We start from the raw sequence: 21,788 nt of genomic DNA, 5'->3' as shown, positions 1-21,788 counted from the left end.
TCCCCCAGTGCACGCAACGTTGACCTCTGCTGCGTGGCTCAAGCAATGGCTCTACGACTGGGGCGGAGCGAACCTGAACCTGTTCATGTTTTTGAATCAGGCCGTCCCCGATCAGCTGCTGTGGCTGCCTGAAGCTTTGAGCTGGGTCGGTAGCTATTGGGGTGCTCCGGCGATCGCCGCAGTCCTTCTAGTCTGGCGCCGAAGCCACGCGCCAGATGCAGCCCGTTCTGCGAACCTGGCCCTGCGAAGGTTTGTCTTTGGCCTGGTGCTCACGATGTCATCGGCAGCCCTCTTGAAAGCGGCATTTGCTTTCCCACGTCCTGCGGTGGTCTTGGGTGAAGGCTTTTTTCGAGTCGTCGGGATGCCGGACAGCCGCTATTCGTTTCCAAGCGGTCATGCCGCCTACGTGGCGGTTCTGGCTGCGGCGATCTGGCCAGTTCTGGGCTGGCCCGGTCGAATCGGCCTTCTGGCCTTCGCTATCGCTGTAGGTTGGTCGCGCATTGCGCTTGGCGCGCACTTCCCAGCGGATGTCGTTGCCAGCTTCGTCTTGGGCTGGGCATGCGTCGAGATCTCGGCCGCCCTGATCTGGCTCCTTGTGTCTCGCTCGCGAGCGACGCGGTGACTGTCGGACTATGTAGTCCGATAGATCGATACGCCTGGCCGGCTTTTTCGGTGCGCGACATGCCCGACGTCGAAGACAAAACACACACCTTCTCTCAACCATCAGCAGCGGGCCCGATCTTTTCCAAATGGGCATCGAGGAGATGTTTCGGCAATCCCCGCGACCTGCCCCAGCGTGGCCTGCACGAATAAAGAAGAATTGATGCACTACACGTATTCAACCCACTGGTACTACCTGGCATTTGTAGTGTTTGCTGGCGACCAAGCCGTCAAGAGCTACATTGACATGACGACGCCGCTAGGTTGGTCCCATGAGGTGACCTCCTTTTTCAACTTGGTCCACGTCCTGAATCCCGGGGCTGCGTTCAGCTTTCTGGCGCACGCCGGTGGATGGCAACGATGGTTCCTACTTGCTGTCGCCGTTGGTGCCGCGATATGGCTGGTTTGGCTACTGGCAAGGCCAGCGCGACGACTTGAGGCCTTGGCGTACAGCCTCATCCTCGGCGGTGCGTTGGGCAATGCCTTCGATCGGGCTATTCGCGGGCAGGTTATCGACTATCTCGACTTCCATCTGCGTCAATGGCACTGGCCAGCGTTCAACGTTGCTGACATGGCGATCGTGGGAGGTGCGATAAGCCTGATCGTCGCGTCGTTGTCCAGACCTGCCGGCCAGCAGTGAATACATGACTGCCGAAGCAAGGCGAAAAAATCTGCGTCCGCGAATCCTGCTTGCACCATGTGGCTTTAAGGAGAGCCTGAGCGTAGCTGAATTGATCGAGAGCATGGCGCGAGGAGTAAGAGCGGCCGCCCCTGACGCCGAGATCCTGTGTGCGCCCATGGCAGACGGTGGCGAAGGTTTTGTTCAGACGCTTGTGCAGCTGACAGGTGGCCGTCTGCGTCCGGTGCAAGTGACTGGTCCTGTGGGCCAGCCGCTGGAGGCGCATCTCGGTCTGCTCGGCGGAGTCCATGTTGGAACTGTAGCGATTGAGATCGCGGCGGCTGCAGGTCTACGGCACGTACCTGTGGACCAACGAGATCCCCTCTGGACCACCAGTTACGGTGTAGGTGACCTGGTGCGCGAAGCCTTGGATTTGGGTGCCCAGCGATTGCTCATCGGTTGCGGCGACAGCGGCGTAAACGATGGCGGCGCCGGTCTTGCCCAAGCGCTAGGCATCAGGCTTTCTGATCGTAGAGGGCGAACCATCGGCCGCGGCTGCAGGGCATTGGACGGCCTCGCTCACATCGACCTCTCCGGGCGCGACCCGCGCCTCAGCAATGTCAGCATCGACGTGGCGGTGAACTGGGACAACGTGCTGCTGGGACGACGCGGAGTTTCGCGAATTTTCGGTCCGCAGAAGGGAGCGTTGCCCAAAGATCTCGCCACATTGGAGATTGGCCTCGGGACTCTGGCAGCAGTTATCCAACGCGATCTCGGGATCGACGTTCGCACCATGCAAGGGGGAGGTGCATCGGGAGGGCTGGGTGCAGGTCTGCACGCATTTCTGGGGGCGCGCCTCTACCCCCGGTTCGCGATTCTTTCGCGCTTCTTGGACTTTGACGCACTCCTCGAGCGCGCCGATCTCGTATTGACCGCGGAAGGAAGCATCGATGGACTCACGCCGCTCGGCAAGCTGCCGGCGGAGGTGGCGCGCCGTGCGAAACAGGCCGGCATTCCCGTCGTCGCGATCGTTGGGTCAGTCGGAGATGGAGCAGACACAGTGCACGAAATCGGCATCGATGCCTACTTCAGTATTGTCGACCGGCCCGGTTCGATGGCCGACGCAATGTCGAGGGCGCCTGAATTGGTAGCAAGAGCTACAGAGCAAGTCGTTCGCTTAGCGCTTCTTGACTGCCAATCGACGCGCAAGCGGAAACGAAAATAGTGCGAGGAGTCTGCGCGGCAGAACCCGGTGACGTATAGATTGTAGGAAGTGAAGATTTTTTGGGGTTGTTGAGCGGCTCCTTGGTTGATGTTTCTACCGGCGTGTGCGATTGCGCTATATGGCTGTGTTGGGCTCTTGAATTTCTATTCGACCGTCTTCGGCGTGCGCAGCGGCTGCCTTGCCTGGGCGCAGCGACTGGCCCTTGAGATTGAGGCGATGACTGCGCGACAGCAACCTGTCCAGGATGGCGTCGGCGATCGTGGCATCGCCGATCCACGCATGCCAGTGCTCGACTGGCAACTGGCTGGTCACGATCGTCGGGCGCGATCCCGCGCGGTCGTCGATCACCTCCATAAGGTCGGCGCGCGTCGGGCCGTCCAATGCTGCCAACCCCCAGTCATCCAGCAGCAGCACGTCGGTGCGTGCAACAGCGGCGAGCCAACGACCGAAGCCACCGTTGCCATGCAGAACGCGCAGATCTTCAGCCAGACGCGGCACACGCAGGTAGAGTGCTGAGCGCCCGCGTCGGCAGGCGTACTGTGCCAACGCGCAGGCCAGCCAGGACTTGCCCGAACCCGTCGGGCCGGTGACCAGGATCGCGGCGGCGTCCTCCACCCAGCGCGACAGCGTCAGGCTCATCAACGAACTACGCTCGAAGCCCCGTCCCGGTTTGCTGTCGACATCTTCAATGCAGGCTTGTGGGTACTTCAGGCTTGCCCTCTTCAACAGCGCCGCGCGGCGCTTGTCGTTACGGTGGTGTACCTCGCGGTCGACCATCAACGCCAGGCGCTCTTCGAAGCTCAGACCCGTACTGGCTGCGCTGGAGAGCTGCTCCTCGACGGCCGAGGCCATGCCCACGAGCTTGAGGTCACGCAACTGTGTGAGGGTGTTGTTCATCATCATGGTGGAAGTCCTTCAGTGCGTGTTCGGTGGAAGTAGGAAGCGCCGCGCAGGTTGTCGTGCTCCGGGGAGACCCATTCGGGTGCGGGCGCACGGCGCTCGATCAGATCCCGCCCGTGGGCCAGGATGTCGCGCACATGGCGGTACTGCCCGGCGCCGAGTTCGAGTGCCAGCATGCATGCCGCCTCCACGCGCTGCGGCCCGTAGCGCTTGGCCAGGCTGAGCAGCCCAAGGCAACTGCGGTAGCCGTGTTCGGGATGACGGAAGCCTTGCAGCAACTGCGTGACGAAGCGCCCGGTGTTCACGCCGATGTCTGCGCCCCAGTGGATCAACCGTTCGGGCGTCCACTCCTTGCGCGCCCGGTGCGCTGCCGGCATGTGCGCATCCAGTGTCGTGAAGCCGCCGCGCCGTGCGCTGCGGGCGTGGCACGCTACGCGCTCGCCACGGTGCAGCACCTCCACCAGCGCGTCGGTGATGCTTGCCTCCAGCTTCAGCCCGACCAACGAGTGCGACACGCTGTAGCGGTGGCCTTCGACCTCGACGTGGTAGTCGATGTGCACCGTGACGGTCTTGAAGGTCGCCCACTGCCAGCTCTGGGCGGGCAAGGCCGCCAGCGTCGGTGCATCGAGCGAGGCGAACAAGCTGGCGCGGCTGCCTTCGATCTTCTGGAACCGGCGCTCATTGAGCGAGGGCAGCAGTGCCGCCAAGGCCGCGTCGGCCGCGCGAACATCGGCCATCATCGTATGCCGCAGCCGTGCCATAAGCCATCGTTCGACGACTTGCACCGCCGACTCGGCGCTCGCCTTATCCTTCGGAGAGTACGGGCGCGCTGGAAGAATCGAGACGCCGTAGTGGCGTGCGAAGTCGTGCACCGTCTGGTTGAGCTTGGGTTCGTAGCGACAGGCCTCGCTGACCAGCGCCCGGGGTTGTCCGGCACGATCAACTAAGGCACGCCACCGTAGAACGTCAAAGCTCGGGCCATCGCGCCCAACCAGGAGCGCATGCTCTGGTCAGCCGTCGCGCAGGCGAAGGTGTAGCTGGACGCGCCCATGGCGGCCACGAAGACCTGGGCGCGGGAACCGTCGGCCAACGCGAGGGTCGGCCCGGCGTAGTCGATGAAGAGCTTCTCGCCAGCGCGACGCTGCTGACGCATCGAGCGTTTGAGGGTCTTGGCGAACGCCTTGTAGTGCCCGCAAAACTGGGTGTACGCCCAAGTTCTGCGCCCTTCGTTGGCGGCGCGGTATTCACCCCACAAAAGCATCAGTGTGACGCCTTTGCGGCGCAGTTCGATGTGCACCTGAGCGTAGTCGGGCTCCATCACGCGGCTGAGCGCCGCACCGCCGCCCATCAGCCTACGTTCCAGCGATGCCTCGTCGAGTTCGGCCGTCGATGCCCAATCGAGCCCGGCGCCGCCCGCCAGACTGAGGTACTTGGCCACGGCCCCCTTGGAGATAGAGAGCCTCTGGGCGATGCGCTCGTGCGACAGGTTGCCCTGGAACTTGAGTCGGAGTATGTCCTTGATCATGCGTATGTCCATGCGTTGCTGTGGCATCAGGCCCGGCCCTCAAAGGGCGCGAGGCTATGCCCCAGCGGTTGGTTCATACGCAACGTCAGCACCGACCGGAAAACCGGTCAGATCCGGCTCAAAACATCTTCGGTCACGTTCCCGAAATCACCGGTCACGATGCCGAAACCACCGGTCACGCTCTTCCGAAATACGCAGTCTTGATGGCCGCCCCGTCGTGGCATGGGAACCGTCAGCCAGATCGCTATCATCGGATCATGCCCCCATGCTTGCGTCCAGGTCCGCCTGAGGAGCGGGCTCGTGACTTCGTCGTGAAAGGTCCGAGAACAGGATTCAAATGCCCGTTGATCTCTTTACGACGCTGAAGAAGAAGGGGGAGGATCTGCATCCGCAGTTCCGGCTGCTTCGCGACCTGGATGAGTACGCGCCGGCGCGCAACATGCTTCGTGAGTTGCAGGCGGCCTTTGAGGACGTTGACGGCAATCTCGTCGAGCAATTCCAGACGACAGGGTTCGATTCGCGAGCGTTCGAGCTGTATTTGTTCGAGCTTTTTCGAGAGCGCGGGTTCGTGATCGACCGATCCCACAGCAGTCCAGACTTCCTGGTCGCGCGGGATGGCCTCACGGCGGCGGTCGAAGCCGTGACGGCCAACCCATGTGAACGGCGGTCAGGAAGCGCGCTTATTCGGCGGTGAGAAGGCGCTTTTGTTCATCGGCGGTGAGAAGGCGCTTTTGTTCATCGGCGGTGAGGTGCCGTTTCCGTGACCGGCGGCGAGGCGGCGGTTTTGCAGTGATCGTTCGTGTGGGATGGGTCGCGCAGCAGGCCGCCCTGCAGGGCGGCCTGCTGCGCGGCGGCGCGTCGTGACGGCCACGGTCCTCTGGGAGGGTGGGCTGCGAGTGCGGTAGAACTCGGGGCATGCCCGAGTCGTAGGCGGGCACGGCGGCGGCCGTTGGCCTGGCAGCTTCATTCCGCACGCCGTGCCCTACAACACGCCGAAGCGGATGCAGCGCCAGTGTATTGCGAACGGGCCGGGCCCGCTCGCAGCAGCGGGGCGCCGCTCTGAGCGGCGAGGTCCTCGGGAGTGACCCCGAGGAGCCTGGCAACTGGTCGACCATCCCGCCCGCCTGTTCGTGTGCGCGCGCTGCCGTGCACAGGTGCTGCTGTGCAGTCGCTGCGATCGCGGCCAGCGCTATTGCGGCCCGGCGTGCTCTCGCGCAGCACGCCAGGACTCGCAGCGCGAGGCCGCACGGCGCTACCAGGCAGGCCGCGCCGGACGCATGGCGCATGCCGAGCGCGCACGCCGCTGGCGCCAGCGACGCCGCGAACGCGAGCGGCCGTGCCACTCAGTGGCCGCGTTGGACACTGCCGCCACCAACATCGTGACGCATCAGGGTTCCCCGATCCCGGCCCTCGGTGCTCCACTGGCCGCGCCTGAGCAAGCCCACGTGCGCGCGCCCTCCGTGTCCGATGCGACGCCGATCGCCTGGCGCTGCCGGCGCTGTGCCGCGGCGCTGTCGCCCTGGACTCGCCAGGGCTTCCTGCGTCACGCCCGCGCTTCACGCTGGCCTGCTCGCCTCATCGATCCCTGTCCGTGAAGGAGACACCTTGGTTATCCATGCCGATCTGAGTGCGCAGATCCTGCGTCTGTACCGCGCCGAGCGCTGGCGCGTAGGCACCATCGCCCGCCAGTTGCATGTGCATCGCGATACCGTGCGGCGCGTGCTCGCGCAGGCCGGCGATCCCGCGCCGGCTTCGCCGCTGCGGCCCAGTCGCATCGATCCGTACCGCGACTTCGTCCTCGCGACCTTGGTCAAGTTCCCCACGCTCACCGCCGCGCGGCTGTTCACGATGGTCCACGAACGCGGCTACCGCGGCAGCCCTGAGCACTTCCGCCATGTCATTGCCGGCATGCGCCCGCGCCCAGCGGCCGAGGCCTTCCTGCGGCTGCGCACCCTTGCGGGTGAGGCCGCCCAAGTTGACTGGGCTCATTTCGGTCACCTGCAGATCGGCCGTGCACGCCGACCGCTGATGGCCTTCGTGATGGTGCTGAGCTACTCGCGGCGTATCTTCCTGAGGTTCTTCCTCGATGCCCGGATGGACAGCTTCCTGCGCGGCCATGCCGAGGCCTTTATCGCCTATGGCGGGTGCGCGAGGGTCCTGCTCTACGACAACCTCAAGAGCGCCGTACTCGAGCGCGTAGGCGACGCCGTGCGCTTCAACCCCGAGCTGCTCAAGTTCGCCGCCCATCATTGCTTCGAGCCGCGCCCGGTGGCCATCGCGCGCGGGAACGAGAAGGGCCGGGTCGAGCGCGCCATACGCTACGTTCGCGACAGCTTCTTCGCCGCCCGTGCCTTCATCGACCTGGACGATCTGAACGCTCAGGCGCGCGCCTGGTGCGAGGGCCAGGCGTCGCAGCGGCGCTGGCCGGAGGATTCACGCCTGAGCGTGAACGATGCCTTCGAGGTCGAGCGATCGAGCCTGCTGGCGTTGCCCGAGCGCGAGTACCCGCTGGGCGAGCGCGTGGCCGTGCAGGTGGGCAAGACACCCTACGTGCGGTTCGACCTGAACGACTACACGGTGCCGCACACCCATGTGCGGCGCACGCTGTCGGTGCTTGCCGATGACCGGCGCATGCGCGTCTTCGACGGGGCACAGGAAGTCGCCTCGCACCCGCGCAGCTATGACAGCGGCCAACAGATCGAGGATCTGGCCCATATCCAGGCGCTGGTGGAGCGCAAGCGCGCCGCCCATGCGCATCGCGGCACCGATCGGCTCGCCCATGCTGCGCCGGGGGCGCTCGCGTTGCTCAAGGCGGCGGCCGCGCGCGGCCACAACCTGGGCACCATCACGGCCGCGCTGCTGCGCTTGCTCGATCGCTATGGCGCCGCGCCCCTGCAGGCGGCCATCGGCGAAGCGCTCAAACGCGATGTGCCACACCCCAACGCCGTGCGCCTGGCACTGGAGCGCGCCCGCGAGGAGCAGGGCCTGCCGCCGCCCACCGAGCTGCGCCTGAGCGAGGAGGTCGCCCGGCGCGACGCGCCGGTGCGCTCGCACGCGCTGGCGTCGTACGACCAGATCGTGCAGGCCTCACAGCCCGACCAAGGAGATCGCCGCGATGAGTGAGACACCGATGAACGCCGCCGAGTTGCGCGAACAGGCCCAGGGCCTCCGTCTGCATGGGCTTCTGGCCCATTGGTCCGAGGTGATGGCCGACGCCGATGCGGCGCAGCGCATCGCGCAGTGGCTGCGCTGGGAGCTCCAGGAACGCGGCCGACGAAGCCTGGAGCGGCGCCTTCGCGATGCGCACATCGGGCAATTCAAGCCCGTCGCCGACTTCGACTGGAGCTGGCCCACGCAGATCGATCGCGCAGCCATCGAGGAGCTCATGACGCTGCAGTTCCTCGCCGATGCCACCAACGTCGTGTTCGCCGGCCCCAACGGCGTGGGCAAGACGATGTGCGCCTGCAACCTGGGCTACCAGGCCGTGCTGGCAGGACATACGGTGCTGTTCGTCACCGCCGGGCAGTTGCTCGGCGACCTCGCGGCGCTGGACAGCGACTCGGCCCTGCGCAGCAGGCTGCGCCGCTATGCCGCGCCCGATCTGCTGCTCATCGACGAGGTCGGCTACCTGTCCTACTCCAACCGCCACGCCGACTTGCTCTTCGAGCTGGTCAGCCGCCGCTACCAGCACAAGAGCACCGTGGTCACAACGAACAAGGCGTTTGCCGACTGGGGCGAGGTCTTCCCCAACGCAGGGTGCGTCGTCTCGCTCGTGGACCGCCTCATGCACCGCGCCGAGGTCGTGCGCATCGAGGGCCAGTCCTATCGCGCCAAGGAAGCTCAGGAGCGCCTGGCTGCGCGTTCCAGGCAGCGCGCAGGCAAACCTGTCAGGAGCAAGAAGTCATGATGTCCGAGCGCGAACAACCACCAACGCTTCCCACCAACTGGACTGCCGAGCAGGCCCTGGCCGTCTTCGAGTGCCTGCGCGTGCTGCGCGAGCAGCTGTGGAGAATCTACGGCCGCGACGTCCAGCAGGCCTGGTACGACCAGCTCGTGCACGACGAGCCGCCTGCGTCCTTCGATCCGGACGAGCCGTTCTGAACCCCGCTCACCCAACCAGGGCCCCGCAAGGGGCCCTCTTCCATTGCGCCTCAACCACCTGCAAAACCGCATCCTCACCGCCGAATAGCAGCGGATTTACACCGCCGCCAACAACCCATCTACCGCTGAGCCCTACAACACATTCAAAGGAGAGGAGGGCGTTGAGATCGATCCCCTCGAGTATGCGCGGCACGAGGCGGCGGTCAAGTTGGGGAGCCCCCTTTATAGCAAGCTGAAGAAGAAGTACTGGGAGTTGCCGCACGTCACTGGAAAGCCATTGATACTGGCGATCCAAGATTTCAACAGCAACGGCTCGCTGCTTCAGACCTCGGCAGCGCTGGTCCAGTATTTGTACGGCTCCGAGCAGCGGTGGTACCACGATGCGCAGGGGCAGTTGGTGACCAGCGAGCACCCGATTGCCTTCCATCTCAAGAGGAACCTGACTCCTATTCCCTCTGGATTCTTCAATCAGCCCGGTGCTGAAAACGTTTCTGGTGTGCTGTTCTCGAACTCAGGAACGATTGCGAAGTTCCTTCGGATGGGTCAACAGGCGTTGGGGCCCGCACGCATATTGAAGATTTTGCGGTTCGGTCTTGCGCAGGATTTCGATCCCAATTCGACGCTGCCGGAAATCTTCATTCATGAGGTTGGCAAGCCCGGAAGTCCTGTGGAAACCTGGCATGAAGGGACTGCCTTGATGCTCAATCCCAATGCAAAGCATCCCGTTCCCCAGCATTGGCTCGGTGCGGCAGTCGAACTGCGATGGGAGGGCGACACGATCGTCTCGATTGCCACCGATCGATTCCTGCCGCTTTCATCGTTAACGGTCACCCTTCCAGTCGGGACATCACGCGCTCAGATGCGAGCGGAGATCGAGCGCCAGCGGGGCCTTCTCCGGGACATTCTGAAGAAGCTCGAGCCGACTTTGCAGCACGTTGGTCGTCGACCTCTCTGAAATCCGGCGTCGTTAGCGCGACGCCTTCAGTGTCGATGCATCTGTGCCCTCCGACGGGCCAGAGGCGCGTTCAATCGAAACGCTACCTCAATCGTCCGTCTATCGCGCACGTAATTCCTCGCGCGTGTTCTCAAATCGTGATTCATGCCAAAGCTTTTCGCGCGGCCTCGTGTCATTGGCATGCCTGGCCCCTTGGTGCAGGCTCATTCAACGATCAGAGAAAGGACAACCTTTGTGAACCCAGCGCGAGAGCCCGGCGTGAAGAGCATCCACGAGCTGCCCCCTCCCGAACACCTGATCCGCTTCTTCCCGATCCGCGGCACGCCGGTCGAGACGCTGATCGAGGGCACCCGCCGCAGCATCCACAACATCATGGCGGGCAAGGACGACCGGCTGCTGGTGGTCATGGGCCCGTGCTCGATCCACGACCCGGCCGCGGCGCTCGAATACGCCCGCCGCCTCAAGGTGGAGCGCGAAAAGTACGCCGGCACGCTCGAGATCGTGATGCGCGTGTACTTCGAGAAGCCGCGCACCACGGTCGGCTGGAAGGGCCTCATCAACGACCCGTACCTCGACGAGAGCTTCCGTATCGACGAAGGCCTGCGCATGGCGCGCCAGCTCCTGATCGACATCAACCGGCTCGGCCTGCCGGCGGGCAGCGAGTTCCTCGACGTGATCTCGCCGCAGTACATCGGCGACCTGATCGCCTGGGGCGCGATCGGCGCGCGCACCACTGAAAGCCAGGTGCACCGCGAGCTGGCCTCGGGCCTCTCGGCGCCCATCGGCTTCAAGAACGGCACCGACGGCAACATCCGCATCGCCACCGACGCCATCCAGGCGGCGGCGCGCGGCCACCACTTTCTCTCGGTGCACAAGAACGGTCAGGTCGCCATCGTGCAGACCAACGGCAACCGTGACTGCCACGTGATCCTGCGCGGTGGCAAGGCGCCGAACTACGACGCCGCCAGCGTCGAAGCTGCCTGCAATGATCTCGAAGCCGCCAAGCTGCCGCCCACGCTGATGGTCGACTGCAGCCATGCCAACAGCTCCAAGCAGCACCAGAAGCAGATCGACGTGGCGAAGGACATCGCGAACCAGATCGCTGGCGGTTCGAACCGCGTCTTCGGCGTGATGGTCGAAAGCCACCTGCAGGCCGGCGCCCAGAAGTTCACGCCGGGCAAGGACCAGCTCTCGGGCCTCGAATACGGCAAGAGCATCACCGATGCATGCATCGGCTGGGACGATTCGGTGCAGGTGCTCGATGCGCTTTCCCAGGCGGTCAAGCGTCGTCGCGCTGTGAATCGAACCGAGGGCGCTGCCGCAGCCGACGGGCTGATCGTCGCGTCTGCGCCCGTTCTTCTCCAGGTTCGAGTTGTCGATGGATCCTGCCTGGCCGCCTTGCTGGGCCAGGAAATTTTGGGAGGGGTCCATGCGATTCGCCACACCGCCTGAGGAGACCCGCATCTACGCGGCCGAGGCAAAGCAGCTGATTCTTCGCTACCAGGTGGAACCGCTTGCAGAGTCTGACCGAGACTTTGACGCCCTGGAGCTTGTGATCGATATCTCGAGCATGGGCATTGGCCCCTACCGGAAGAAGCATGTGCCGGTTGCCGTCAGGCTCGACCGCCGAGATTGCGAAATCCTGACAGCCTATCTGGCTCGCTCCGGAGACGGTTCGCAAGAGGCGCTGAGACTCGGCGGTGCTGCGGGCGTTGCCTTGGCGGCCTACCACGGAGTCGAGCGCTGGACGCAGCCGCGACCTTACATCGCAATTGAATTCGAAGGGCTTGATCTGTGGCGAGAGTTCAAGGGCTGGACACCCGACTATCGGACGTACGTCTGGCTCTATCCAGAAAACGTCGCGCGCATGGTCGATGCACTGCGCGACTTGCTGCGCCCCCCAGAACTCAGGCGCATTGCGGTGCCACGCCCACGGCCGACCACGATTGAGTTCGATCCCACCGAGTATTTTCCGGGCAGCTGACAGCTGCCTTGTGAAGGAACAGGCATGCAGACCAGCGCTTCGCAAGCCCCGCGGGCAGCACTGGATATCAACGTGGGCCATTTCACTTCGGTGCCGTGGATTTCGAACTACGTGTTCAGCGAGACTTGGCCTGTGAACCTGATTCGCTGCGAGTCCAGCGGGGTTCGTCATCTGGCAGAAAGCGGGCAGTTGGATTTCACGCCGATGGCTGCGACCGACTGGTTCTCCCTTGAACACCGCTGGATGCGCCTGAGGAACTGGGGCATCGCCATTCGCCAACGGGCGGACAGTGTCATGCTCTTCTCGCAGAAGCCGCTGCACGAGCTCGATGGCGAGGACATTGCGATCTGCGGTGAGACCACGAACTCAGTGCGCACGCTGCAAGCCTTGCTCAAGGACAGGTACGGGCTGCGAATCGGGCGTTGGAGCCGCAACGTCGACGCAGCCGACGACACGACACCCCGGCTCCTGATCCAGAATCAAGCCGTTGAGGAGCGTGCCCGCGGCCGATTCCCGTACCAGATCGACATCGGGCAAGAGTGGTTCGACTGGCAGGGAGCGCCGTTGGTGTCTGCGGTCTGGGTCCATCGCGTCGATGCCCGGCCGGCGGCCATCGAGGTGATGGAGAACCTGCTGGCGTCGTCGATGCAGCGCTTCCGCGAGAACCCGACTGCTGCCGTCCAGGCACACAAGCGTGAGCATCACTGGCCCATGTTGGTCGAGGAGATCGAGCGGCTGCACGCGAACTTCGAATACGAGCTGGGCGATGCTGCGGAACTCGGGCTCGAGCGGATGCGCCGGGTACTGCCTGCCGAGGTCGAGGGCTTCAAGAACGCCAGGGAAGCGTCCCTGGCGGCATAGCGGACGCGCGCGTGAACGCCGAGAAAACCGTGATTTCCCCGTTGATCGGGTCATCCGTGGCGGGGTATCCATTTCCAGCCAGCCTCCGCGACGCGGGTGATCACCAGAATGTGGAGACTGGCAGCCGATCGGTGACCATGAGAGCCACTAGCCGCGCCGAAACCAGGTGGGCCTTTGAAGTCGAATTCCGGATCGACCAGCGTTTCATGGAGAGGCTTCAGCAGCTTCGCTCGCTGGTTCCGCCGCCGAATGCGCTCACCTTGCGCCGCGATCTCGTGATCGACAAAGTGCGTCTGCGGCTCCCTACCGCGAGGTGGCGCAACGATCTGCACGAAGACCTCCCTGTTGAGGGATCGTGCCTGGTGGTCGCCTCGGATGGCACGCTCAGCTGCGCGGCGAAATGCCCTGGCACGCGAGATCGTCTGCAGACGCCCGCGCTTCCGATCGCCGAGCTTGTCGAACTGCATCAACTGGCATCCCCAGGCATGGCACTCCACATCGGCGCAGACCTTGCCGGTCGGTGAGCCACCGCGGATCAGACTGGAGAAATTGAGCGGACAGCAAGTCACGCACTCAAGGAGAGGGAATGCAAGGGGAATGCCGCGCCGATTCGCTCCGGAAGATTCGGACCCCGCTGCAACCATCATGCGATGTCAAATCCCATCCATGCTGATCGCCTTGCGGCATTCAAGGCTTCCGCGCGCGAACTCGTGCTGCGCCATGGCAAGCACCGGCTCAACGGCAACTACGCATCTGACCGGACCGTGGAGCTCACAATCGAAACGGTGAGCGCCGCGTGCGAACGCCTGTGGCGTTTGAACTTCGAAGTCCGCGACATTGCCAACCTTGAAGAGCGTCATGTCAGAGCCCTGATCCGCGACTGGCACGGCAGCGGCCTGAAGCCCAAGACCATCCAGAACAACGTCAGCCGCCTGCGGCAGATCTGCCGCTGGATCGGCAAGCCCAACCTCATCCCGAGGCGCGACGGTGCGGCCCATTTCCTGCCGGAGCTCGACCCCAAGTCGTTTCGGGTGTCGACGATCACCGAGCGCAGCAAAAGCTGGAGCGAGAACGGCATCGACGTGACCGCGAAGATCATCGAGGCCGACGGCATCGATATTCGCTTCGGCGCCATGCTGCGTCTGGGAGTCGCTTTCGGCCTTCGCAAGAAGGAACAGCTGCGCATCGTGCCCACGAAAGCTGACGCCGTTGGTTGCCTGCAGCTGCGAGACAACGTCGCGAAGTCCGGCAAGAATCGTGACATCCTGATCGAGCACCCGTTCCAGCGGGCCATGCTCGAGCACGCAAAACGTGTCGCCGGCAAGGGGCGCTACCTGGGCTGGCCTGGCCGAACCTTTGCGCAGAACGAAGCGAAGTACGCCTACCACCTGAGAAAGATCGGAATCACGGGGCGCGACGCCGACGTGGTCGGGCATGGGCTGAGGGCGGAGTATGCGGAGAACAGCGCCTTGATGCTGGGGCTGCTGCCGCCGACGCTTGGAGGCCGAGCCGACCAGATGGAGGAGGGGGTTCGCAAGGCGATTCAGTTGAAGGTGAGCGAAGCGATGGGGCACCATCGTATCGACGTGACCGGGGCCTACTACGGAAGCTTCCGTCCACGGGCCATCGTTCCTCGCTCGGATGAAGGCGACATGGCATACAACGGATTCCAGGCCCGTACCCATGTGGACATGAAGGCGAACTGTCTTCACGGGGTGATCGTCGGGGAAGGCGAGAACATCGAGTTCACGGGGGCCAACACGGATGAACTGCGGGTTGAGTTTCACCGCCTGGTCGACAAGATCCTGGCCGACATCGCGGATCAGAATCAAAGAGGTGGTGGAGGAAGCACCACGGCAGCAGATGCAGGCTGAGGTGTCGCGCAATCAGTTGCTGCTGGCGCCAGCAAGCATGGTCCCGCGGCATCGCGCCGAGCCGCAGGAGCACATGTAGTCGGCAGGGCTGGCTTCGTCATCTACCGTCAGGGCATAGTCAATGCTGAGCTCGCCGCCCGCGGCGATGGGTCGCATGGTTTCGATCCTCAGAACAATCTTTCCGCTTCCATCACGCTCTTCGACCGCTTCGCAGTTCGGATCGCAGGCGTGGTTCAGATGCCGCGTGGCGTTGCCGCCGCGGGCGCCATCGAGAATCGTTCCGTCCGAAAGGCCGAAGAGGTAGGTCAATCGGTTGTCCCACGAGATACGGTTGGCTTGCGCTTCGGAAAACCGCTGCCCCTCATAGTGGCCGATGAACGCGCCGGCCGGCAGATCGCACAGGGCGAACACGCCGAGGCCATGGACATTGGAGATTCTGACTTCGATGCCGGGAAGGGAATTCACAAGGAGATTGAGCATAGGTGAGGGACCGTGCTTCCGCGCATTGGCATGATGCAATTTGCGTTCCCGATCCACGTGCGTCGAGCCAGGTTCCAGCAAGTCAGTATCCATGATGCGTCAACGACGAATGCGTCGTCCTGAGTGCTGTTGTGAGGAATGCCGTACGCGGCAGCTCCGCCAGCACTTGTGGTCCATTGGGAGCAGAAATTCACGGGCAGGGCCTCTGGTCGGGCGTTGATTGATTGAGGCGATGGTCGAGCCCGCTTGTTCGGGCGAGTGCGCATGGATCGGGACTGCAGCACTGGCGTGGCGGCGCAAGAAAAAGGCCTGCACGAAGCAGGCCGAAGGACCTGTGCGCGATTTGCAGTTAGGGAGGGTGCACAGGCCGGCGGCGATTGTGCCAGACGGGTGCACGCCGGCTCGATGAGGTGCACCAATATGCCGTTTCTGCCGGCGCATCGCCGGCAATTGCAAAGGCACCGTCCCTCAGGAGCCGCCGTACCGAGCGGTCGATATTCAATGCGTGAACGCAACACGAAAGCGGCCAAATTTGGCCGCTTGAACAAGGCTTCGAGTGTCCCGCCCGATCAGCAAGCTTCACTCGCGATGCGGCGTCTCTCCATGTGCGCGCGCAGCCACTGCACGGCATCGTGCGGACTCCCATGCAGGAGTCGGGTCCTCGAGGGCGGCGCGGGCTATTGCTTCATCGATCTCCGTCGTCAACCCTACATAGGGCTTGGAACGCTTCATGCCTGAATATCTCCCGTGCGCGAATTGATGACGCCGTTGGCGCACGCGCGCCACAACACCACGTCTACCGTGGCTGCGCGCAAACCAACCTCTCCAGCGAGGCGGTCGCACAACGCCTGGGCTGTGCATCCCTCGCGATCGGCTAGACGCTGAAGATGAACATCCGGTTTGGCAACGTCGACACCGAAGTTTTTGGCCAGGTGGTACTTGGTGATGCTGCCGATCCACGGCAGGGCCGCCAGCATCTCGATGCGGTCGGCATCCGTTTTTCGCGACAGGTACGTGGATAGTAGTCCGTCGCGATCGGCCCAGATCTTCTCGATAGCCGCCGCCTTGCCCTTGTGGCGAAAGACCTCGAACACCGGCCGGCCATCGAAAAGCGCGCCCAGGCACCGGCTGAAGATCAGACGCGCGACGGTGTTCTTCATGCCGCTGTTGCAGATGACAAAGATCGCCTTCTGCGCAAAGTCATCGGCATTGGCCGGAGCTCGCAGCGCCTCCGACCACGCCACGTCCTCGATACCTTGTTCGCCCAGCGCCGCCAGGACGGCGCGGAACTGCTCCGGGGTGATCACAGTCATTGGCTGGCCTCGATGCGCGTGATGACTGTCGCCAGCGTGCAGCCCTTGTGCGTGGCGCAGAACATGGCGACCCAGGGCCCGGGCGCGTGGTAATCGGGATGCCTCGCGAAGCCCTCCCGGCGAACTTCCTCGAAGCCGTAGTCGAGGTCGTCGGTCATCATCCGCAGCGGCTCGCGTCGGACATTCAGAACCCGGATCGGGTCACGGAGCACCGAGATCTTCTCGCCAGGGCGCAGGCCCATGCACTTGCGCACCGGCCGAAGAAAGTCGCCGACCTTCAAGAATTCGCTGCACTCTTGCTCATTGTCCGAACTGTAAATCCGCGCAAGCCCAGTCGCGTCGACTCTCGCTCTGTCCAGGGCTGACGCCATGTTTCGCATCGACTCGTCAGCCAATCGAATCATGAAGCTCAGCGAGGTGCGCTTCGCCGAGTTGGGGTATAGCGAACTGCGCGAGAACTGGCCGGCCATGAATGCATGGCTGATCGACGGGGCGTTGTTGCATAACCCTGCGGGAGTGGCCTCCGATCGTGGTTAGGCTAGGCTAGACAGATGAGCAAGCCACCGCGGGCGAAGTACCGCACGACGAACTGGAGTGAGTACAACGCGGCGCTCAAGCGCAGGGGATCATTGATGGTTTGGCTCGATGCCGACCTTCAATGGCAGGCTCCTGCCAGTGGTCGCTCAGGCCGGCCCGCTGTGTTCAGCGATGCTGCGATCCAGTTCTGCCTGACCTTGAAGTGCATGTTCGGGCTGGGCCTGCGCCAGGCGACGGGCCTGGCCGAGAGCCTGATCAAGTTGGCCCACTTGGACTGGGCCGTGCCCGACTACAGCACCTTGTCGCGGCGTCAGAAGACATTGAGTGTGGCCATTGCCACGCGCCGCAGCAGCGCGGGCCTACACCTGCTGATCGACAGCACCGGCGTGAAGATGCTGGGCGAAGGCGAATGGAAGACGAAGAAGCACGGTGCCGACTACCGCCGGCAGTGGCGCAAGGTGCACCTGGGCATTGATGCACAGACGCTGGAGATCCGCGCCATCGAGATCACGGACAACGCCATTGGCGATGCGCCGATGCTGCCGGAGTTGCTGGCGCAGATTCCTGCGGACGAACAACTGCATTCGGTGAGCGCCGATGGTGCCTATGAAACCAAAGCGTGCCACGAGGCCATCGCCAGTCGGCAGGCTGCGGCGATCATCCCCACACGCAAGAACGCCAAGCCTTGGGCGGATGGCAAAGCTGGGGCGCAGGCAAGAAACGAAATCCTGAGGGCGACACGCAAGCTTGGTCGTTCAATCTGGAAGAAGTGGAGCGGTTATCACCGCCGCAGCTTGGTGGAGACCAAGATGGGGTGCTTCAAGAGACTGGGCGAGCGCGTGATGGCACGGGACTTCCAGAGGCAGGTGACCGAGCTACAGGTACGGGCATCGATCCTCAACAGGTTCACCAGTCTGGGAACGCCTGAGACTGTGCGCGTGGCATAGCTGCGTCTGGGGTAAGGGGAGCCTCGCCCTGAATTCGGGTTATGCAACAGCGCCAGAGCACGGTTTCGAATACCTCGCGGTAAACCGCGATGAACGACAGGCCAAACAGGGCCCAAGCCGAGCGCTTTGACATGGCCGAGGAGAGCTTTTCCTTGAGGTAGGCCTGCCAGCGGCCGGCGGCGCTCTTCTGATGCATCCACAAGCCCACGCTCAGCAGAACGAGCGCGGCAAAGAGGGACGAAAGTCCTTCGGTCACCTCCCGGCTTGCCCCGCTGATGTTCACGAAATAGGTTGCCACGGCCCAGGTCAGCCCGCCGGCGGCCAGGGCCACGATCCAGCCGCCATGCACGTAGCGCAGGACGTCTGGGCGATTGGCTTTCTTCAGGAAAGCCACCATGCCCACAACGATCAGCAGGGCCTCGAGGCCTTCTCTCAGCAAGATGGTCAGCGAGCCCAGGAAGGTGGTGAGCGGGTCCGCCGATTCGCCGCCCAGTTCCTTTTCTACCTCGGCAAAGAGGTAGTCCAGCTTTTGAGCCGCGGCCTCGGCTTGGGCCAGCGTGCCGTTGTTGATGGCCGAGCGATAGGCCAGCATGCCGCTCTCCACCTCGGTCAGGAGTGCCTTGTTGCGCGCACCCAGGGACGGCTCCAGCGGCTCGAAGCCATCAAGATAGGCAGAGAGCGCCAGTCGGGTTGCCGCAGGCTTGTCGCCCTTGCGAATTGCGGCCAGGCTCTCACCCAAGCGCGTGCGGGACAGGGTCAGCCCGCCGGCGTTGCCGGCTGCCGATGCCACCTCGGGTCGGCTGCGCACGAAGGCCGTCAGATCACGGGCCGCTTCGGATCCGATGCGACCGGCCGCTGCAGCCTCGGTGCCCGTGGTCACCGCGGCCAGGTCGGCGAACTCCTTGCGGGCAGCGGCATCATGTTTCCACAGCTGCTCGCCACGTTCGCGCATGCCGGCGTCATGAGAAAGTGTGCCGGCAAAGAACGCGAGCGCCCATCGGTCCTCATCGGACAGCGCAGCAAAACTCGGCATCGCCGTGCCGGTAACGCCCTGGGAGACGACTTGATAGAGCGCCATGAGGCTTCGCGAGCGAGCACGTTCCCGGTCCGTGAAAGCGATCGGCGGTGGCTCCAGTTTGGCTGCGAGTGGTCCGTCGCCTGCGCCCGCGGTGCCGTGACAGGATGCGCACTGGGCTTGGAAGAGCGCTGCGCCTCGCTTGAGGTCAGGCAAGGCCTTCGGTGCCACGGGAATGGGATAGGCGGCCACCAGCAGCGCCTCCGCTTCATGCGCCAGGCGCGCGACCTCTGCGCCATCTGCCTTGCTGGAGACAGCCTCCTGCAGTTTGGTGGCAGCAGTGACTACCGCGTCCTTGGAGGCATGCGCAGGAAGGCCGCGCGCCTGGGTCACCGCATTGGCAGTGAAATCGCGCATTTCCGCATATTCCGATTCCCTGACGATGGCGCCCTTGTCGACCGCACCACCGTAGTCCACGGCAACATAGTCCAGGAGTTGCCATAGCTGACGCGGTCCTTCGTCAGTTCCAGCAGGAGGGGTCTGCGCGACTGCAGAACCACCAAAACACAGTCCAACCCACAGAATCAACAACAAGCGCTTCATTCTTCAATCCAAATAAGAACGACTACCATTTTCGTTCATTGATCCACGTTTTTGCTTGAGGCCAATCCATTCGCCTCGAAATGCTTTCGACAAACTGGCGGCAATGGCGCTGGCCGGCCGGGACCGACGGCCGGGACAGGCTTCGTCAGCTTTTGCTTGATTCCCTCCGAAGGTGGACTATTGCGGCCGGGTGCAGCAGCACCACGCTCGCCGGTGGCTCCTTTCCACTGAACCTCGTGGGCCGCAAGCAAGGGCTGCACGACATTGAGCGCGTTGAATGGAAAGTGTGGAAGGCGTTGATTTCCAAACCTGCATACGCGAAAGTGCTCTTCAGCGACTACACCGTGAGCAATCCGGCCCCGGCGCCCGATATCGATCCCACTATGATGAATCCCTCGGTGGCTAGCCACCACCTGGTGTTCACGTCGTCGGCCATATGAGACAGCAGAACTGATTTGGCAGCCTCCTTTTTTCCTAGTGCAGTGCTCGCGCTCGCGCCCAACAGAGCAACGTGCAGTCTCATCCCTACAGAACCAACTTCCAAGGAACAACATGCCCCAACTTGCAAAAGCCGATTTGCACTACACGGACTACAGCTGGACGGTCGTTCCCGGAGATGATCCGACCAAGGTCAAGGCAGATGCGGATCGGTTGAGCCGCAAGGAGGGTTACGAAGTCCTTGCCTACCTCAACTCGTTTGTCGGACCGGAGAAGGCCGACCTGTCGAAAGCAACACGGCTCATCATCGAATGGATCGTGCATGAAAAATTGCCGTCGGATGTTCAAGGAAGAACCAAGGTCACGGCGTGGATCGTTGAAAACTTTCCCACTCTCAGACCCAGCTATCCGCGGTAGTGACGGCCTCTCGCGACGGCATGTCCACCCGCGTCGCCCTCAAGATCCTGTGGCGGCCGCGACCTTGACCTTGCCGACCATGCCGGCTTGGTAGTGCCCCGCGATAAGACAGGCGAAATCAAACTCGCCCGCACGGTTGAAGGTCCAGACGATCTCGCCGGTCTTGCCAGGAGCGACATGCGCCATGTAGGGTTCGGCATGCTCCATGCCCGGGAACTTCATCATGAGTGCGGCATGGTCGTCGAGTTCCTTCTTCGTGCCCAGGACAAACTCGTGCATGACCTGTCCTTCATTGCGAATGGACAGCCGGACGGTCTCGCCCTGCTTGACCTGGATGCGATCGGGTGTGAAGCGCATGCTGTCGCTCATCTTGAATTCCAGCGTTCGCTTGGCCGCGCTCGCATCGCCCGCGATGCCCCAATTCTTTTGCTCCTTGCGTATCGGTCCGCTCGATGCGCTGTGATCCTCGTCGCCGTGTGCAAGGGCCCAGCCCGAGAACACCAGGGTGCTGACGAGCAGCAATGTCTTGATCGATTTCATATGATTCCTTGGGAGGTGGTTGGGCTTGTCTGGAAATGGGGTCGATGGTTCGTCGACCCTCAGTGCGCGAGGACCTTGGAGAGGAAGTCTTGTGCGCGCGCTGCCCTGCTCTCGGGACGCCCGAAGAACTCATCGCTCGAGCAGTCCTCGACGATGCGCCCTTGATCCATGAAGATCACCCGATCGCTGACCTGCCGAGCAAACCCCATCTCGTGGGTCACCACCATCATCGTCATGCCTTCGCGTGCGAGCTTCACCATGACGTCGAGCACCTCGCCCACCATCTCCGGGTCGAGCGCCGAGGTCGGTTCGTCGAACAGCATGACGATCGGGTCCATCGACAGCGCCCGCGCGATCGCGACGCGCTGTTGCTGGCCACCAGAGAGCTGGCCCGGGAACTTGTCCTTGTGGATCGACAAGCCCACGCGATCGAGCATGCGCAGCCCGCGTTCGACCGCTTCTGCACGCGAGCGTTTGAGCACCTGAACTTGCGCCAGTACGAGGTTCTCCATCACGCTCAGGTGTGGGAAGAGCTCGAAGTGCTGGAACACCATGCCGACCCGGGAGCGCAGCTTCGGCAGGTCGGTCTTGGGATCGCAGACCTGGATGCCATTGACCGTGATGCTGCCCCGTTGAATGGGCTCCAGGGCGTTGACCGTCTTGATGAGCGTGGACTTGCCGGAGCCGGAAGGGCCGCAGACCACGACCACCTCACCCTCGCGAACATGGGTGCTGCAATCCGTGAGCACCGCGAACTGGCCATACCACTTGGAGACGTCGTTGATTTCGATCAT

23 protein-coding genes and 2 pseudogenes are annotated in these 21,788 nt (G+C 63.3%); 17 read left to right on the top strand and 8 right to left on the bottom strand.

Going from position 1 to position 21,788, the window contains the following annotated elements:
• Nucleotides 1-7 precede the first annotated feature (7 nt).
• The 3 genes from ACWV14_RS11710 (at nucleotide 8) to ACWV14_RS11700 (ending at nucleotide 2,504) form a co-directional block, all read left to right on the top strand.
• Entirely contained in the window at nucleotides 8-622 is a 615-nt protein-coding gene (locus ACWV14_RS11710) for a phosphatase PAP2 family protein (RefSeq protein ID WP_454909558.1), read from the top strand.
• 201 nt (nucleotides 623-823) lie between these two features.
• Nucleotides 824-1,300, top strand: coding sequence for a signal peptidase II (gene lspA / locus ACWV14_RS11705; RefSeq protein WP_013397107.1), 477 nt, complete (start codon nucleotides 824-826; stop codon nucleotides 1,298-1,300).
• Nucleotides 1,301-1,304: 4 nt separating this feature from the next.
• Nucleotides 1,305-2,504 (top strand): glycerate kinase, encoded by a 1,200-nt coding sequence (locus ACWV14_RS11700; RefSeq protein ID WP_454909557.1) that lies wholly within the window; start codon nucleotides 1,305-1,307, stop codon nucleotides 2,502-2,504.
• A gap of 114 nt (nucleotides 2,505-2,618) precedes the next feature.
• Here ACWV14_RS11700 and istB (ACWV14_RS11695) read toward each other — a convergent pair whose 3' ends face one another.
• Both istB (ACWV14_RS11695) and istA (ACWV14_RS11690) read right to left on the bottom strand, forming a co-directional pair.
• Entirely contained in the window at nucleotides 2,619-3,407 is a 789-nt protein-coding gene (gene istB, locus ACWV14_RS11695) for an IS21-like element helper ATPase IstB (protein WP_454909556.1), read from the bottom strand.
• A pseudogene (gene istA / locus ACWV14_RS11690) lies at nucleotides 3,404-4,956 on the bottom strand (IS21 family transposase). The gene istB (ACWV14_RS11695) and the pseudogene istA (ACWV14_RS11690) overlap by 4 nt, the downstream one beginning before the upstream one ends.
• A gap of 310 nt (nucleotides 4,957-5,266) precedes the next feature.
• Between istA (ACWV14_RS11690) and ACWV14_RS11685 the strand changes: the two are divergent.
• The 10 genes and pseudogenes from ACWV14_RS11685 (at nucleotide 5,267) to ACWV14_RS11640 (ending at nucleotide 14,704) form a co-directional block, all read left to right on the top strand.
• A complete protein-coding gene (locus ACWV14_RS11685) occupies nucleotides 5,267-5,623 on the top strand; it encodes a hypothetical protein (protein WP_454909555.1) in 357 nt (118 codons plus the stop codon).
• A gap of 911 nt (nucleotides 5,624-6,534) precedes the next feature.
• Entirely contained in the window at nucleotides 6,535-8,052 is a 1,518-nt protein-coding gene (istA, locus tag ACWV14_RS11680) for an IS21 family transposase (RefSeq protein WP_301505348.1), read from the top strand.
• Complete coding sequence (istB, locus tag ACWV14_RS11675; RefSeq protein WP_301505346.1) at nucleotides 8,045-8,836, top strand: IS21-like element helper ATPase IstB; 792 nt, start codon at nucleotides 8,045-8,047, stop codon at nucleotides 8,834-8,836. The genes istA (ACWV14_RS11680) and istB (ACWV14_RS11675) overlap by 8 nt, the downstream gene beginning before the upstream one ends.
• Nucleotides 8,833-9,030 (top strand): hypothetical protein, encoded by a 198-nt coding sequence (locus tag ACWV14_RS11670; protein WP_301512338.1) that lies wholly within the window; start codon nucleotides 8,833-8,835, stop codon nucleotides 9,028-9,030. The genes istB (ACWV14_RS11675) and ACWV14_RS11670 overlap by 4 nt, the downstream gene beginning before the upstream one ends.
• Nucleotides 9,031-9,283: 253 nt before the next feature.
• Nucleotides 9,284-9,985: a hypothetical protein gene (locus ACWV14_RS11665; protein ID WP_454909554.1), complete on the top strand. Its 702-nt coding sequence runs from the start codon at nucleotides 9,284-9,286 to the stop codon at nucleotides 9,983-9,985.
• A gap of 234 nt (nucleotides 9,986-10,219) precedes the next feature.
• A pseudogene (locus ACWV14_RS11660) lies at nucleotides 10,220-11,281 on the top strand (3-deoxy-7-phosphoheptulonate synthase); the annotation flags it as partial.
• 133 nt (nucleotides 11,282-11,414) lie between these two features.
• The gene (locus ACWV14_RS11655; protein ID WP_454909553.1) at nucleotides 11,415-11,969 is read left to right on the top strand and encodes a hypothetical protein; all 555 of its coding nucleotides are present in this window, start codon (nucleotides 11,415-11,417) and stop codon (nucleotides 11,967-11,969) included.
• Nucleotides 11,970-11,993: 24 nt separating this feature from the next.
• Complete coding sequence (locus tag ACWV14_RS11650; RefSeq protein ID WP_454909552.1) at nucleotides 11,994-12,830, top strand: MqnA/MqnD/SBP family protein; 837 nt, start codon at nucleotides 11,994-11,996, stop codon at nucleotides 12,828-12,830.
• 11 nt (nucleotides 12,831-12,841) lie between these two features.
• Nucleotides 12,842-13,354: a hypothetical protein gene (locus ACWV14_RS11645; protein ID WP_454909551.1), complete on the top strand. Its 513-nt coding sequence runs from the start codon at nucleotides 12,842-12,844 to the stop codon at nucleotides 13,352-13,354.
• Between the two features lie 126 nt (nucleotides 13,355-13,480).
• Nucleotides 13,481-14,704, top strand: a complete 1,224-nt coding sequence (locus ACWV14_RS11640; RefSeq protein ID WP_454909550.1) for a phage integrase N-terminal domain-containing protein — start codon at nucleotides 13,481-13,483, stop codon at nucleotides 14,702-14,704.
• A 12-nt stretch (nucleotides 14,705-14,716) separates the two neighbouring features.
• On the opposite strand, the gene ACWV14_RS11635 is transcribed toward ACWV14_RS11640, so the two are convergent.
• The 3 genes from ACWV14_RS11635 to ACWV14_RS11625 form a co-directional block, all read right to left on the bottom strand.
• On the bottom strand, nucleotides 14,717-15,184 hold the full coding sequence (locus ACWV14_RS11635; RefSeq protein ID WP_454909549.1) for an SET domain-containing protein: 468 nt from the start codon (nucleotides 15,182-15,184) through the stop codon (nucleotides 14,717-14,719).
• A 728-nt stretch (nucleotides 15,185-15,912) separates the two neighbouring features.
• The gene (locus ACWV14_RS11630) at nucleotides 15,913-16,497 is read right to left on the bottom strand and encodes a hypothetical protein (RefSeq protein ID WP_454909548.1); all 585 of its coding nucleotides are present in this window, start codon (nucleotides 16,495-16,497) and stop codon (nucleotides 15,913-15,915) included.
• Nucleotides 16,494-16,778 (bottom strand): hypothetical protein, encoded by a 285-nt coding sequence (locus ACWV14_RS11625; protein WP_454909547.1) that lies wholly within the window; start codon nucleotides 16,776-16,778, stop codon nucleotides 16,494-16,496. The genes ACWV14_RS11630 and ACWV14_RS11625 overlap by 4 nt, the downstream gene beginning before the upstream one ends.
• An 88-nt stretch (nucleotides 16,779-16,866) precedes the next feature.
• Here ACWV14_RS11625 and ACWV14_RS11620 point away from each other — a divergent pair, with 88 nt between their 5' ends.
• Complete coding sequence (locus ACWV14_RS11620; RefSeq protein WP_454909546.1) at nucleotides 16,867-17,034, top strand: hypothetical protein; 168 nt, start codon at nucleotides 16,867-16,869, stop codon at nucleotides 17,032-17,034.
• Between the two features lie 14 nt (nucleotides 17,035-17,048).
• Nucleotides 17,049-17,981, top strand: coding sequence for an IS5 family transposase (locus tag ACWV14_RS11615; RefSeq protein WP_454912748.1), 933 nt, complete (start codon nucleotides 17,049-17,051; stop codon nucleotides 17,979-17,981).
• On the opposite strand, the gene ACWV14_RS11610 is transcribed toward ACWV14_RS11615, so the two are convergent.
• On the bottom strand, nucleotides 17,941-19,599 hold the full coding sequence (locus tag ACWV14_RS11610) for an FTR1 family protein (protein ID WP_455342654.1): 1,659 nt from the start codon (nucleotides 19,597-19,599) through the stop codon (nucleotides 17,941-17,943). The two genes, ACWV14_RS11615 and ACWV14_RS11610, sit on opposite strands and share 41 nt — an antisense overlap.
• Before the next feature lie 80 nt (nucleotides 19,600-19,679).
• Here ACWV14_RS11610 and ACWV14_RS11605 point away from each other — a divergent pair, with 80 nt between their 5' ends.
• Both ACWV14_RS11605 and ACWV14_RS11600 read left to right on the top strand, forming a co-directional pair.
• Nucleotides 19,680-20,039, top strand: coding sequence for a beta family protein (locus ACWV14_RS11605; RefSeq protein ID WP_454909489.1), 360 nt, complete (start codon nucleotides 19,680-19,682; stop codon nucleotides 20,037-20,039).
• A 112-nt stretch (nucleotides 20,040-20,151) separates the two neighbouring features.
• On the top strand, nucleotides 20,152-20,454 hold the full coding sequence (locus tag ACWV14_RS11600) for a hypothetical protein (protein ID WP_454909488.1): 303 nt from the start codon (nucleotides 20,152-20,154) through the stop codon (nucleotides 20,452-20,454).
• A gap of 39 nt (nucleotides 20,455-20,493) precedes the next feature.
• Here the strand turns inward: ACWV14_RS11600 and ACWV14_RS11595 are convergent, their stop codons facing one another.
• Both ACWV14_RS11595 and ACWV14_RS11590 read right to left on the bottom strand, forming a co-directional pair.
• Entirely contained in the window at nucleotides 20,494-20,994 is a 501-nt protein-coding gene (locus tag ACWV14_RS11595) for a cupredoxin domain-containing protein (protein WP_454909487.1), read from the bottom strand.
• A gap of 59 nt (nucleotides 20,995-21,053) precedes the next feature.
• Entirely contained in the window at nucleotides 21,054-21,788 is a 735-nt protein-coding gene (locus ACWV14_RS11590; RefSeq protein WP_454909486.1) for an amino acid ABC transporter ATP-binding protein, read from the bottom strand.

Source organism: Variovorax durovernensis, assembly GCF_977011995.1.
Note: the sequence above shows the minus strand (reverse complement) of the source record. Positions and strands in the feature narration are given on the sequence as shown.

Coding starts and splice junctions, on each gene's coding strand:
- ACWV14_RS11670 (WP_301512338.1), top strand. CDS start 8,833: ATGATGTCCGAGCGCGAACAACCACCAACGCTTCCCACCAACTGGACT.
- ACWV14_RS11700 (WP_454909557.1), top strand. CDS start 1,305: ATGACTGCCGAAGCAAGGCGAAAAAATCTGCGTCCGCGAATCCTGCTT.
- ACWV14_RS11650 (WP_454909552.1), top strand. CDS start 11,994: ATGCAGACCAGCGCTTCGCAAGCCCCGCGGGCAGCACTGGATATCAAC.
- ACWV14_RS11640 (WP_454909550.1), top strand. CDS start 13,481: ATGTCAAATCCCATCCATGCTGATCGCCTTGCGGCATTCAAGGCTTCC.
- ACWV14_RS11655 (WP_454909553.1), top strand. CDS start 11,415: ATGCGATTCGCCACACCGCCTGAGGAGACCCGCATCTACGCGGCCGAG.
- ACWV14_RS11685 (WP_454909555.1), top strand. CDS start 5,267: ATGCCCGTTGATCTCTTTACGACGCTGAAGAAGAAGGGGGAGGATCTG.
- ACWV14_RS11605 (WP_454909489.1), top strand. CDS start 19,680: ATGCTTTCGACAAACTGGCGGCAATGGCGCTGGCCGGCCGGGACCGAC.
- lspA (WP_013397107.1), top strand. CDS start 824: ATGCACTACACGTATTCAACCCACTGGTACTACCTGGCATTTGTAGTG.
- istB (WP_301505346.1), top strand. CDS start 8,045: ATGAGTGAGACACCGATGAACGCCGCCGAGTTGCGCGAACAGGCCCAG.
- ACWV14_RS11590 (WP_454909486.1), bottom strand. CDS start 21,788: ATGATCGAAATCAACGACGTCTCCAAGTGGTATGGCCAGTTCGCGGTG.
- ACWV14_RS11620 (WP_454909546.1), top strand. CDS start 16,867: ATGTTTCGCATCGACTCGTCAGCCAATCGAATCATGAAGCTCAGCGAG.
- ACWV14_RS11630 (WP_454909548.1), bottom strand. CDS start 16,497: ATGACTGTGATCACCCCGGAGCAGTTCCGCGCCGTCCTGGCGGCGCTG.
- ACWV14_RS11610 (WP_455342654.1), bottom strand. CDS start 19,599: ATGAAGCGCTTGTTGTTGATTCTGTGGGTTGGACTGTGTTTTGGTGGT.
- ACWV14_RS11635 (WP_454909549.1), bottom strand. CDS start 15,184: ATGCTCAATCTCCTTGTGAATTCCCTTCCCGGCATCGAAGTCAGAATC.
- ACWV14_RS11595 (WP_454909487.1), bottom strand. CDS start 20,994: ATGAAATCGATCAAGACATTGCTGCTCGTCAGCACCCTGGTGTTCTCG.
- ACWV14_RS11615 (WP_454912748.1), top strand. CDS start 17,049: ATGAGCAAGCCACCGCGGGCGAAGTACCGCACGACGAACTGGAGTGAG.
- istB (WP_454909556.1), bottom strand. CDS start 3,407: ATGATGATGAACAACACCCTCACACAGTTGCGTGACCTCAAGCTCGTG.
- ACWV14_RS11600 (WP_454909488.1), top strand. CDS start 20,152: ATGCCCCAACTTGCAAAAGCCGATTTGCACTACACGGACTACAGCTGG.